Source organism: Anabaenopsis elenkinii CCIBt3563 (assembly GCF_015245355.1).
In the GTDB taxonomy this organism is placed as follows: domain Bacteria; phylum Cyanobacteriota; class Cyanobacteriia; order Cyanobacteriales; family Nostocaceae; genus Anabaenopsis; species Anabaenopsis elenkinii.
The window spans coordinates 926,907-940,028 of record NZ_CP063311.1 but is presented as its reverse complement, the minus strand read 5'-3'; the positions used below and the strand labels follow the sequence as shown (position 1 = coordinate 940,028).

The following is a 13,122-nucleotide window of genomic DNA, read 5'->3' as shown; positions in this document are numbered from 1 at the left end:
TTTATGTCCACTCAAGATAAATGCTGTACCATTGTCCCCTACTTCAAAGTTAATAGTGGTAAGCTAGACGCTTTCAAGGATTTGTGTGAGCAGTTTGTCAAACAAACTAGTGAGGAATCTAGGTGTCTCTATTATGGATTTAGTTTTGATCAAGACCAAGTTCACTGTCGTGAAGGCTATGAAGATGCAGAGGGACTGCTAACTCATCTTGATAATGTTGGTTCATTACTCGAAGAAGCTCTGAAGATTGCCCAGCTGACTCGTTTGGAAATTCACGGACCAGAAGCCGAACTAAGTAAACTCAGGGAACCCTTAGCCGAATTGAAGCCGCAGTTTTTTACTCTTGAGTATGGTTTTAGACGTTGACAAAGCCCCAAGGCTAATTAATGGGCTTTGTTGAAGGCAATATGGCTATTGTCCTGTTATACTACACCCTAGCCAACTCGGTGGCAAATGTTTCCGCGATGAATTTTGTGATGTTTAATGACATCACAAAATTCTATCATGGCTGGTATTCTTGCTGTAATTTTTGTACTACTTCTAAAGATAATCCGGTCACTCGCGCGATCGCTTCTATTGTCATCCCTTCTCCTAGCAAGTTGAGGGCTATTTGCTTTTTACCTTCCTGTATACCCTGTTGGATACCCTGTTGTATACCCTCTTGTTTCCCTTCAGTTCTAATCAACTGATAAATCACTGATTCGCGCATAATATCCTGCCGTAATAAGCGTTGAATCACTTCTTGCTTCAATACTAACCCAGCTAAAACTGCTGTGGATGCTGTGAGATTACTTTGCATTCTCTTGTCAGCTACTTTGTTGATTTCATCAGCTACCCTTTGTAATGTTGTGGCTTGATTATTAGTATTACTTAGCACTGCGAATGGTAGTAATCCTGCACTCCCTAAAAATACTTCTGTTGGTTGTTCCCACAGCCGAATTACCTTAAATTCATGTTGTAAGCTGTCAATTTTAAATCTGTCTTTATATACCTCTGGTGATTTAGTCTCTGTTAAATAAATCACTACTTGCTGCATACTTTTTTGGGGAAAGCGGCGATACACTCGCAGGCGATAATCCGCCATCCGGAAGGGAATGGACGCATCTGGCTGGGTTTGGAATTCTAGATGTAGAATTGTCTCCTCTGATTGCAGTAAAATCAGAGCATCAGCACGGATAGGCTCACTAGATAGTTCTTTGGGACTTAACTGGGTTAAGTCTACAGGTTTCCCTAATAGCCATGTTGCTAAGTCGGTGGTAAATGTTTCCGCGATGAATTTACAGATGTTGTCAAACATCACCAAATTCTATCATGGCTGGTATTCTTGCTGTAATTTTTGTACTAATTCTACAGATAATCCGGTAACTCGCGCGATCGCTTCTATTGTCATCCCTTCTCCTAGCTTGAGGGCTATTTGCTTTTTACCTTCCTGGATATGCAGATACCTCAAGAATTGCGTGTACCACTTAACTTTGAAATCTCCAGACTACAATTTAAATGGGTATCTGTGTTTAAGCGTGTTTTACGGTTTTCACTTTGCCAGATTGTCATACAGAATTACTATTAGATGTTCTTAAACTTGGCAATGAGTACAATAACCCCACCAAAACGATTAGACCCTCAATTGTGGCAAAAATTTCTCAAGCTAGCCAAACCCTACTGGTTTTCGGAAAAAAAATGGCAAGCTAGGGGATTACTAGGATTGTTGCTACTATTGGCACTAGCTGTTAATGGTATTAATGTCAGTATTAGCTTTATTTTCCGGAATGTTGATACTGCTTTAGCTACTTTTCCCCAAACGCAAGATACATCAACTTTTTGGCGATTTATTACCATTTATGCGGGGCTATTAGTCGTTGGTACTCCCATTGTTGTCATGTTTGGCTATCTGCAAGACAAATTGGGTTTACAATGGCGGGAGTGGTTGACAAACCATTTTATTGATAAATACTTCCAAAATCGCGCGTATTACCAAATTAATTTCAATCAGAAAATTGACAACCCAGACCAGCGGATTGCAGAGGATATTAGATCATTTACCCGGACTAGTTTATCTTTTTCCTTACTGATTCTGACATCAGTTATCACCTTAATCTCTTTTACTGGGGTTTTATTATCTATTTCTGTTTCCCTATCGGTGGCTCTGGTTGTATATGCTATATTTGGGACGGTGGTAACGGCTTGGCTCGGTCAAAGGTTAATTGGCATTAATTTTAATCAACTCAAACGCGAGGCTGATTTCCGTTATGGGTTGGTTCATGTGCGGGATAATGCCGAATCCATCGCTTTTTATCAAGGTGAACCTGAAGAAATACTACAGCTAAAACAGCGTTTTCTCAAAGCAGTTAGTAACTTTGAGTTGTTGATAAATTGGCAACGTAATTTAGGCTTTTTTACCACCAGCTATAATTATTTTGTTTCAGCACTTCCTTATTTGGTGATTGCACCGATTTACTTTGCGGGTGATACTGAATTTGGGACATTTACCCAAGCTGCGATCGCCTTTAGTCAGATTTTCCGGGCTTTATCTGTGGTAGTCAGTCAGTTTGAAAATTTAACAGCTTTTGCAGCTGGGATTGAACGGATGGGGGACTTAGCCGAAGTGCTGGAAACCACAAACCAACCCCCCTCAGGAATGACCACTATTGATGTCACAGAAGATTCTCAGCTGGCGTTGCGTCGTGTGACCCTGTTGACCCCCAACTATGAACGCACTTTAGTTCGGGATTTACCATTTAGCTTACAACCCGGTGAGGGTCTGGTAATTGTGGGGAATAGTGGTAGTGGTAAGAGTTCTTTATTAAGGGCGATCGCCGGATTATGGAATGCGGGGACTGGTCAAATTATCCGTCCTGCTTTATCGGAAATCATGTTTTTACCCCAACGTCCTTATATGGTTCTAGGTTCGTTGCGCAGTCAGCTACTTTACCCCAACCCTGACAATGATATCAGCGAAAGTAAAATGCGTCATGTCTTAGAAGAGGTGAACTTACCAGATTTACCAGAAAGATTTGGTGGCTTTGAAATTGAGTTAGATTGGGCCAATCTTCTGTCTTTAGGAGAACAACAGCGCCTAGCCTTTGCGCGACTCCTACTAACTAGACCTAGGTATGTCATCCTAGATGAGGCTACAAGTGCGTTGGATTTAGCCAATGAGAAGAAGCTGTATGAACAACTCAAAGCCAAGGAAACTACATTAATTAGTGTGGGACACCGCCCTAGTCTATTGCAATATCATGAGTATGTGTTAGAACTCGATGGTAGCTCTAATTGGCGGTTTTTACCCATGTCTGAATATACCATGAATTTCAATGCTTTTAGTTAATTTTTCACACATCAGAAAAATTCTTAAATTTTTCTTCAAGTGATTTCATGTTGAAAAAACCTCGTTCACATCATAGTTGAACGAGGTATAGATAGGAGTAAATCAACAAGGACTTATGATTCTACTTGTCCCTTTTGCGAGAAGAAGGGATGGGTCGAGATCACTACAGAAAATCTAGCAGCAATCTTCAAGTCATAGAGCAGAATTAACAGAAGTATCGGAATTAGTACCGCAGTTAATGCTCATGAAGTGTAATAATGCTTGGATATAAAGCCCACAAGTCTTTTACAATCAATACTTTAACAAATAAAATTCTATTAATGTCGCCAATTTGGCGTTTTTTTCTCCTTACCCGATGAATGTATGCAATTTTGACCCTCCCGCTTCTGAAAATCACCCAAAATACTGCAATAATTCGCCAATAAGTATTAAGATAAACACAATACCCTTTAGCTCGCGGCAGTAGCTACTGCTGAAGTCATATTACTATGGCTGCATCCCACAATCAACGGGAGAGACTAATCTTGTCATTCCGTACCATCAGCAGGAAAAATTCAACTGTAATTTAGCTAGCTGGCGGGGGACTGTAAACAAGCATTTATTTATACTGTTATTTAGACCTTAGTAGTTAACCAGAAAATTTAAAATGTCTCCACTCGGTATCACTACCAGTCACTTAACCCATATCCTAAAAAAGGCAGAGGCAAATTTTTGGCTGTTGTTGGTAGGAGTAAACAAATACCAAGACAAGAGACTACCCTCACTACGCTACTCAGCTGTTGATTGTCAAGGTTTAGCAGCAGCTTTAACCGACGCTAGCCAAGGACTGACCCAGACAACCCAGAGGGTTCACCATGATTTAACTTCCGAAATACCGACTCTCTCAACACTGCGTAGTAGCTTAAGGCAAATTACGGAGACTGCTCAACCACAAGACACAATTTTATTTTATTTTTCTGGACATGGGATGCTAGAATCGAATTCACAACAAGCATTTTTGTGTCTAGCAGATACTCAAACAGAAGACCTACTCAACACAGGTTTAGCTTTACAGGAAGTGTTGCAGATGTTGGGAAATAGTCAGGCGCAAACTCAGTTAGTCTGGCTAGATGCTTGTCATAGTGGTAGTCTCACATTCCGCAATTCTAGAAGTAATATAACTACACAATCGTTACTCAACCCCACATCCCAGATGGTGGAATTATTGCGTCAACGAGCAAAACAGAGTAAAGGATTCTATGCCTTACTTTCGTGTGATCATAATCAACAATCCTGGGAGTTCCCCGAACTGGGACATGGGGTATTTACTTATTACTTAATGCGTGGGTTGCGTGGAGAAGCGGCTGATCCCCAAGGTTTAATTGATGCGGATGGACTTTACAGATATGTTTATTATCAAACCACCCAATACATTCAGGAGACTAACCAGCAATTACGACTGATTAATCAGCAAAACAAAAGTAGAGGCGACACTCATCTGTATTCAGAATATCCCCAGCAAACACCCAAGCGTATTGTGGAAGGAGTGGGGGAAGTAATTCTGGGGTTAAAACCAGCCTTTGTAGAATCCCCCTCTCCCCGACAAGCATTAATCATCGAGGGACTGGCGACAAATCAAACCACCCTAGCTGTAAGTAAATTATTCCGGGGTGTGGGTGGTTTTGAGTTAGAGTATTGGACTGGCTCCATAGAAGATAGCAGTAAAGATTTACACTTTATTATTCAAACTTGTTTACAAACAACAGAAGCAGTACCGCCCAACCATCCGAGAGTTTTTCCTACCGTGCTGTTATATTTACGTGGGCGACTCGAAGAAACTCAAGCTGGTGAACCGGCCTTAATTCTAGGAGAAAATACCCGACTGAGTCGTTCTTGGTTGAGACAAGAACTGAGGCGTTCAACCTATACTCAACAAATTATCATTTTAGATTGCCCTATGGGTGTAAATGAGCACTCAAACATACAAGATTGGGTAGAAGATTTACAACTAGGATTTGAGCAAGGGCAATGTATAATTGCGGCAGCTTCCCCTAAAAATCATCCCGAAAAATTTGCCCAAGCCCTGCACTCCACCTTAGAAGCAGCCCTACCCCAGGGTAGTCTATCAGCGGCGGCTTGGATTACCCAATTACAATTATTTTGTCACCAGGACTTACCTCTACACCTCTGGTTATCGGCCGCCCAAGGTGTAATTGAAATTATACCCATGGGGAATACAGGGAAACAGTCAACAGCAGCTATTGATTTAGGGCTTTGTCCTTACCGGGGGTTACGGGCTTTTCGGGAACAAGACGCTCAGTATTTTTACGGTAGAGAACTGGTTGTACAGCAGCTCATAAGTGACTTGGGGGAAAAGTCATTTATTGCGGTTGTGGGAGCCTCCGGTAGTGGTAAATCTTCGGTAGTACAGGCGGGATTAATCGCCCAACTGCGACAAGGTAAACTATTACTAGGTAGTGAAGACTGGTGGATCAGAAGCTGTCGCCCTGGCGCTAACCCCCTGCTAGCTTTAGCACGGAGCTTAATAGATAACGGTACGGAAAGAGAAAAAGCTTACCAGCAGGTGGTATTAGAAGGGATGTTGTCCCAGGGGAGAGAAGCCTTTGCTGAGTGGATAGGTCAACGCTTAGAACCAATGGTAATTTTGGTAGTAGACCAATTTGAAGAATTATTTACTCTTGCATCTGGTGAAGATAGACAACGCTTTTTAGCAGTCGTCCTAGGGGCGCTGGAACTTGTCCCAGATAAGTTTAAATTAATTATTACTTTGCGGGCTGATTTTATCGCCCCCTGTTTAGAAGTACCAATATTGGCGAAGTTATTGCAACAGTCAAGTGTGCTGTTAACTCCCTGCTTGACTGAAGAAGAGTACCGACGTGTGATTATTAACCCGGGGCGACAAGTTGGTTTAACAGTTGAGGCGGAATTAGTAGAAGTGCTGGTACAGGAGTTACACCAATCACCAGGAAATTTACCACTGTTACAATTTGTTCTGGAACAGTTGTGGGAATATCGCGAAAATGGTGCGATTACTTTACAAGCTTACCAACAGCATTTGGGCGGAATTAAAGGAGCGTTGGAAAGTAAAGCTCAAGGGGTTTATAGTAGTTTAGATGCGGAAGCTCAAGAGTGTGCGCGGTGGATTTTTCTGTCGCTGACACAGTTGGGTGAGGGTACGGAAGATACCAGGCGACGGGTACTAAAATCTGAGCTAATTGTGCAAAAATACCCGGTTGCATTGGTAGAAAGAACATTACAAGTGTTAATTGCTGCCAAGCTGGTAGTAGTGAATTTGGAAGAAGATACAGCGGTGTGGGAGGAGGTGAGGGAAGAAGAAGGCGAAATTTCTGCCTCATCCCCCCATTGTGCTGCTGTAACTATAGAAGTGGCCCATGAGGTGCTGATTCGCCATTGGTCAAGGTTGCGCTGGTGGTTGGAGGAAAATCGGGCGCTGTTGCGATCGCGTCGTCAAATTGCCCAAGCGGCAGCTTTGTGGAAGAATAACAATCAACAGCCTGATTTTCTCTTACAAGGTGTTCGCCTGGCGGAAGCTGAAGAAATTTATCTCAATTACAGTGACGAGATATCTATTGATGTCCAAGGTTTTATTCAAGCTTGTTTACTAGAAAGACAACGCCAAGAACAAATAGAAAAAAATCGACTGCGAAAAGCTCAAAGAACAGTGGGGATTATGAGCATTCTGGGACTGACTGCTTTTGGGTTGGCTGTTTTAGCTTACCAACAAGGTCAAAAAGCCCAGTTACGAGAGATACAGGCCTTAAATGCTTTGTCACAAAACTTTCTGTTTTCCCATCAGGAGTTAGAAGCATTAGTCACCGGACTCCAAGCAGGTAGGGAAGTGCAAAAAAACACCTATGGAATCCCGAGTAATATTCAAGCTCAAACTGCAATGATCCTACAACAAGCACTTTATACCACTCAGGAACGTCATCGGTTAACTCATAATTCCTGGGTGACTAGTGTTAGTTTTGCACCGGATGGTCAAATATTGGCTGCGGGTTATGCTGATAACAGTATTAAAATATGGAATCGTGATGGCAGTTTAATAGCAACTCTCGCAGACCATCAAGGTGAAGTTAACAGCGTCAGTTTCTCACCGGATGGTCAAGTACTTGCTTCTGGTAGTAGTGATAATACCATTAAAATCTGGAGTCGTGATGGCAAGTTAATCACAACTCTCACAGACCATCAAGGTGGAGTAAATAGCGTCAAGTTCTCACCGGATGGTGAGTTATTAATCAGTGGTAGCACTGATAAGACTGCCAAATTATGGAGCCGTGAGGGTAAATTGCTCCTCAATTTTAGAGAACATAGCCGCAGTGTCAATAGCGTCAGCTTTGCACCAGAAGGTGATACCATTGCTTCAGCTAGTGATGACGGGACGGTGAGACTTTGGAGTTTGGATGGTCGTTTGTTATCAACTTTGCCCGCAAGTACCAAAGAAGTGTGGGATGTCAGTTTTAGCCCCGATGGCCAAACAATTGCTTCAGCGACCAATGAATATACAATTAAACTTTGGAGTCGCGATGGTAATTTACTCAGAACTCTAGAAGGGCATACTCTGGGAGTCCGACAAGTCAGGTTTTCTCCCGATGGTAAAATCATAGCATCTGTGAGCCGTGATCAAACTATTAAACTTTGGTCTCGTGCTGGTGACTTATTAGATACTTTACAAGGACATAGCCATGAGGTTAACAGTCTGAGTTTTAGCCCAGATAGCCGCAGACTAGCCTCAGCTAGTGATGACAATACTATCAGATTATGGGACTTGAGAAGAAATTTACCCAGAATTTTCTATGGACATCAAGGTAGTGTGAATGAAATCAGCTTCACCGCCGATGGCAATACTATCACCTCCATGGGTGATGACAAGACTATGAGAACCTGGAACTTGGACGGTCAATTACTGGAAACATTACCCTCCCCCATAGAAGATGTTAGCAGTGTTGGCTTGACTAGGGATCAAAATATAGCAGCCTTGGGACGTGCAAACCACAGTATCGAGATTCGCCAACGAGATGGGACTTTACTGCATACCCTGAAGGGACATAATAGTTGGATCACGAGTGTAACTTTCAGCCCTGATGAGCAAATCCTGGCCTCTGCTAGTGTAGACAAAACTATTAAACTCTGGAGTCGCGACGGTCAGCTGCTACAAACTCTTTCCGGTCATAAGGGTTGGGTAACTAATGTCAAATTTAGCCCCGACGGTAAATTTATCGCCTCTGCTAGTGTGGACAAAACTATTAAACTCTGGGACTTAGACGGTCGCCTGTTGAAAACTTTTTCAGGTCATAACGCTAGTATATGGAGGATTAATTTTGCTCCCGATGGTAAAACTATTGCTTCAGCTAGTGATGATAAAACAGTTAAACTGTGGAGGTTAGACGGTTCACTAGTTCACACCTTCAAAGGCCATACTGGTTTAGTACTTCATGTTAGTTTCTCCCCCGATGGCAAAGTTTTGGCCTCAGCTAGCGATGATGGTACTATCAAACTCTGGAATATTACTAATGCGATGTTGTTAAAAACCTTCTTTGCTCATAACCGGGGTGCTCACACGGTTAGTTTTAGTCCTGACGGTACTAAGCTAGCTTCTGCGGGTAGGGATGCCACGATTAAATTGTGGAACCTAAAGGAGGTAGAATTGCAAACATTAAAACTCAATCAGCTGGTGAGCAATGCTTGCGATCGCCTGGGTGATTATCTCAAAACTAACCCTGATGTGACCACACAAGAGTATGAACTTTGTTTTGACTAGTTTTGTTTTGACTAGTAAATAGTGGCTATTTCAGGCTGTATGGCCAAAATTGCTTAGGTTACAATAGAGATCATGAACAGACGCTATTTTTTAGAAGGTAGTACCGCAATTGTCGGCACTGTAGTTTTATCACGCAATTTATTTAGTATCTTTTATGGGGGGGATTCCAAAACCATGACGACTTCTAAAAGCCAGTTTGCAATTACTAAACCTGAAGAAGAGTGGCGCAGTATTTTAACGCCGGAACAGTTTCGCGTTTTACGAAAACATGGTACTGAACCGGCTTTTAGCAGCTCCCTAGATAAGCAATATGAAGAGGGTACTTTTGTCTGTGCTGGTTGCGGACAAGCACTGTTTACATCTGATACTAAGTTTAACAGTGGTACTGGTTGGCCGAGCTTTTTCCAACCAATTGAAGGTGCGATCGCCACTACTGTGGACCGGTCATTTTTTATGACTAGAATCGAAGTACATTGTAGTAACTGTGGTGGACATCTGGGTCATGTGTTTGATGATGGTCCAGCACCCACCGGTAAGCGCTATTGTATGAACGGTGTCGCCATGAATTTTGTCCCGGCTTAATGTCCTAAGCTGGGGAAAGGGTCAAGGGGAGATGCTAAAATTCTCCCTCCTTTCCAGAGGGGATGGGGTTAGGGGAAGGGGTATACTGAGTATTAATAATTGTAACATCACTCAACCAACTATAGTATAATTTATCAATAGCAAATCCTTTACCCTGATTGCTACCGTATCAACAGTTACCCGACCGCACCATGAAAGCTATATCACAACAGTTGCAACCACTCATCAACAACCCAGACCCAGATAGTCGAGTTGAAGCACTACAGCAACTGTTAGGATATCCCTTAAAAAAGCTTGACCCAGAGGGTTCACGGTTTTGGTATCTACACCCCGGTAATAACCAATCAGAAGCTGAGGAAACCTCCCCCATAGCAGTGGGATTTTATCCACAGCTTACAGGGATGACAGACACCGAGGCGAAGCAGTTTTTCACCTCCCCCGCACAGCAACAAGAAATCTACGGTCATTATACTAACCGCATCTTTGAAGCCCAACCTGTGATGTATTTACTGTTACCCAGTCCCCAAGCATCAGGACGGGTAGCTTTTATACTTCCCACAGAAGGAGGTTTACGTCAAACACAGATCCAAACCTTTAACTGGGGTGATAGTCAGTTAGTCCCAAGGTTAAAACGACTCACTCAAACTGAATTACCCATAGCAGTTGATAATTTAACCTCTACCCCTGTTCCCCTAGTAGAGTGGGTATTTTATGACCCTATTCAGACATCCCAGGAATTAGCCCAACTATTAGCTAAATCAGCGCGGGTAATTGAGCAAATCATCCCACAAGTTTACCACCAAGAATCAGAAACCGGGTATTTACACAACCTACTAAAGAGCTTTCAACGGGAATTACTACCCTCATTAAAACTCAGTTCCGATAACGACAAAGATTACAGCTTTGCTGATATCTACGCTCAAACCATCGCCTATGCTTTATTTACCGCTAGGGTGTTTGGTTATGTCAAAGATAGGAAACAAGGACGCAATCAACAAACCCTGTTTGATAGAAAAACAGCTTGGAAACAGTTACCAGAAACTAATCCTTTCTTGCGTCAACTATTTGAAGACATATCAAAGCGGACAGCTTCAGAGTTAGGTGATGAGTTAATTGGGGCAATTGCTGAGATTTTTGGTGTCCTCCGGGCTGCTAAAATGGAAGCGATTCTCTCTGACTTTGAGATGAAGATGAACCGGGAAGATATTGTAATTCGGTTCTATGAAGACTTTTTAGCAGCATATAAACCACAAATGCGGGAACGTCGGGGGGTGTACTACACACCGGAACCGGTGGTTTCTTATATGGTGCGGTCTGTAGATATTTTGGTACAGGAGAAATTTAATAAACCTTTGGGGTTAGCAGACCCAGAGGTAATGATTCTTGACCCTGCTTGTGGTACTGGGACATTCTTGTTATGGATATGTCAACTTATTTATCAACGGTTTCAGGAGTCAGGGGAAACTATGACTGCGGGTTTAGTTGAGCGGTCATGGTCTGGGTATGTTAAGGAGAGGTTATTACCGAGGATATTCGGTTTTGAGTTGTTAATGGCTCCCTATGCAATTTGTCATCTCAAGTTGGGTTTGTTTTTGGAGGAGACGGGATATAAGTTTGATGGTGGGGTGCGGTTGGGGGTTTATTTGATTAATACCTTGGAGGATGTGAGGTTAAGGGAGGAAACCCAGCAGTTAAATTTAGCTATTCCCCAAATGGAGGAGTTAATCGCACAGGAAGCGCGGGATGGGTCAAGGGTTAAAAAACAGGAACCGATTATGGTGGTGATTGGTAATCCTCCTTATTCAGGACACTCGGAGAATAATAACCCTTGGATTAAAGAGTTAGTTAATGACTACTATTTTGTAGATGGTAAACCATTGGGTGAGAAAAACCCCAAATGGTTACAGGATGATTATGTCAAGTTTATCAGGTTTGCACAATGGCGGATTGATGAAAGCAAAAGAGGGATATTAGGATTTATTAGTAATCATGGGTTCTTGGATAATCCTACTTTTAGGGGAATGCGTCAGCATTTAATTAAAAGTTTTGATCAAATTTACATTTATGATTTACATGGGAATAGTAAGAAGAAGGAAACGGGGATAGATGGAAGTAAGGATGAGAATGTTTTTGATATTCAGCAAGGGGTAAGTATTACTTTCGCGATTAAGGGAGAGGATAGATATATTAATCATGCTCATTTATATGGTTTAAGGTCAGATAAGTATCAGGTGTTAACTGAAAATACGGTTAAGTCTACAAGTTTTCAGGTAATTAACGCCCAATCTCCTTTTTATCTATTCATTCCTCAAGATAGGGATTTGTTAGGGGAGTATGAACGGTATTTTAAGATTACTGATATTATGGCTGTTAATGTGCTAGGCTTTCAAACTCATCGAGATCATTTTGCGATTGATTTTGAACCAGATAAAATCTATCAAAGATTTAACGAAATGCGAGATGAGAAACTTTCTGATGAGGAATACTCCCGGAAATATGATATAAAAGATAATCGAGATTGGAAATTAAAGGAAGCACGGACAAAAATTAAAGCTGATAATAATTGGCAATCAAAAATCATTACCTGTTTATATCGTCCTTTTGATTGGCGTTACTGTTATTATAGTATAGCAATAATAGATCGACCCAGACGTGAATTGATTAATCATGTTGCAGGTAAGGATAATTTATGTTTACTTTCTTCTCGTCAACAGTCTAATATAGGTTATCGACATTGTTTTGTATCAATTACTCCTGTAAATGATTGTGTTATTTCAACAACTAGCAGGGAAGCTAACCAATGCTTCCCCCTCTACCTTTACCCCGACACAACCAACCCCCAAGAACTCCAACAAGAAAAACGCCCCAACTTTTCACAAGACTTCCTCAACAAAATAGAAACAAACCTTGGTTATCTCCCCACAGCAGAAACCATATTTTATTATATATACGCCATCTTCCACAGTCCCACCTACCGCACCCGTTACGCCGAATTTCTCAAAATCGACTTCCCCCGCGTCCCCCTCACCAGCAACAATGAGTTATTTTGTCAACTTGCAGAATATGGACAAGAATTAGTAGCACTACATCTAATGAAATCACCCCAATTAAATAACCTGATTACCCAATTTACAGAAAATGGCGGAGGTCAAATAGTAGATCCAGGACATCCTAAATATATTCAAGGTGCGGTAGTCATCAATAAAAAAGGGGATAAATTCACAGGAGTACCAGAACAGGTGTGGAACTTTTATATTGGTGGTTATCAAGTTTGTCAAAAATGGCTGAAAGACAGGAAAGGACGCACCCTAAATGATGAAGATATTCTACATTATCAGCGTGTAGTGGTGGCGCTGCAAGAGACTATTAAGTTAATGCAGTTAATTGATCAGACTATTCCTAGTTTCCCTGTGGTTTAGAACCCCAAAATCTG

Annotated in this window: 7 protein-coding genes; 5 read left to right on the top strand and 2 right to left on the bottom strand. The window is 41.8% G+C overall.

Going from position 1 to position 13,122, the window contains the following annotated elements; genetic code table 11:
• Positions 1-3: 3 nt before the first annotated feature.
• A complete protein-coding gene (locus IM676_RS04220; RefSeq protein ID WP_200989060.1) occupies positions 4-366 on the top strand; it encodes a putative quinol monooxygenase in 363 nt (120 codons plus the stop codon).
• Between the two features lie 136 nt (positions 367-502).
• Here IM676_RS04220 and IM676_RS04215 read toward each other — a convergent pair whose 3' ends face one another.
• Both IM676_RS04215 and IM676_RS04210 read right to left on the bottom strand, forming a co-directional pair.
• A complete protein-coding gene (locus IM676_RS04215) occupies positions 503-1,297 on the bottom strand; it encodes an Rpn family recombination-promoting nuclease/putative transposase (protein ID WP_200989059.1) in 795 nt (264 codons plus the stop codon).
• A gap of 12 nt (positions 1,298-1,309) precedes the next feature.
• Entirely contained in the window at positions 1,310-1,450 is a 141-nt protein-coding gene (locus tag IM676_RS04210; protein ID WP_200989058.1) for a hypothetical protein, read from the bottom strand.
• 135 nt (positions 1,451-1,585) lie between these two features.
• Between IM676_RS04210 and IM676_RS04205 the strand changes: the two genes are divergently transcribed.
• The 4 genes from IM676_RS04205 to IM676_RS04190 all read left to right on the top strand — a co-directional run bounded on the left by IM676_RS04205 (position 1,586) and on the right by IM676_RS04190 (position 13,108).
• Complete coding sequence (locus IM676_RS04205) at positions 1,586-3,325, top strand: ABC transporter ATP-binding protein/permease (protein ID WP_200989057.1); 1,740 nt, start codon at positions 1,586-1,588, stop codon at positions 3,323-3,325.
• 646 nt (positions 3,326-3,971) lie between these two features.
• A complete protein-coding gene (locus tag IM676_RS04200; protein WP_200989056.1) occupies positions 3,972-9,107 on the top strand; it encodes an nSTAND1 domain-containing NTPase in 5,136 nt (1,711 codons plus the stop codon).
• A gap of 72 nt (positions 9,108-9,179) precedes the next feature.
• Positions 9,180-9,689, top strand: coding sequence for a peptide-methionine (R)-S-oxide reductase MsrB (gene msrB, locus IM676_RS04195; protein WP_200989055.1), 510 nt, complete (start codon positions 9,180-9,182; stop codon positions 9,687-9,689).
• Between the two features lie 191 nt (positions 9,690-9,880).
• Positions 9,881-13,108, top strand: a complete 3,228-nt coding sequence (locus IM676_RS04190; RefSeq protein ID WP_200989054.1) for a type ISP restriction/modification enzyme — start codon at positions 9,881-9,883, stop codon at positions 13,106-13,108.
• Positions 13,109-13,122: the final 14 nt, after the last annotated feature.

Excerpts from the sequence above, each read along its gene's own strand:
- msrB (WP_200989055.1), top strand. The coding sequence starts at position 9,180 with ATGAACAGACGCTATTTTTTAGAAGGTAGTACCGCAATTGTCGGCACT.
- IM676_RS04205 (WP_200989057.1), top strand. The coding sequence starts at position 1,586 with ATGAGTACAATAACCCCACCAAAACGATTAGACCCTCAATTGTGGCAA.
- IM676_RS04200 (WP_200989056.1), top strand. The coding sequence starts at position 3,972 with ATGTCTCCACTCGGTATCACTACCAGTCACTTAACCCATATCCTAAAA.
- IM676_RS04190 (WP_200989054.1), top strand. The coding sequence starts at position 9,881 with ATGAAAGCTATATCACAACAGTTGCAACCACTCATCAACAACCCAGAC.
- IM676_RS04215 (WP_200989059.1), bottom strand. The coding sequence starts at position 1,297 with ATGTTTGACAACATCTGTAAATTCATCGCGGAAACATTTACCACCGAC.
- IM676_RS04220 (WP_200989060.1), top strand. The coding sequence starts at position 4 with ATGTCCACTCAAGATAAATGCTGTACCATTGTCCCCTACTTCAAAGTT.